Genomic DNA, 245 nt, shown 5'->3' with positions numbered 1-245 from the left:
CGGAGGCGAAGGAGGAGAGCTGGTCGACCATGGTGTTGATGGTGGTCTTCAGGGCGAGGATCTCGCCCTGGGCGTTGACGTCGATCTTGCGGGTCAGGTCGCCGTTGGCGACGGCGGTGGTGACCTCGGCGATGTTGCGGACCTGATAGGTCAGGTTGTTGGCCATGGAGTTGACGTTGTCGGTGAGGTCCTTCCAGACGCCGGAGACGCCGCGGACCCGGGCCTGGCCGCCGAGCTGGCCCTCG

Annotated in this window: 1 protein-coding gene; it reads right to left on the bottom strand. The window is 66.5% G+C overall.

Annotation, left to right across the window (positions count from 1 at the left end):
- Positions 1–245: HAMP domain-containing protein (locus IG98_RS46435; RefSeq protein ID WP_037973182.1), on the bottom strand; the 245-nt coding region annotated here is incomplete at both ends.

This window comes from Streptosporangium amethystogenes, from assembly GCF_000721075.1.
GTDB lineage: Bacteria > Actinomycetota > Actinomycetes > Streptosporangiales > Streptosporangiaceae > Streptosporangium > Streptosporangium amethystogenes.
This window is presented reverse-complemented; position numbering and strand designations above follow the sequence as displayed.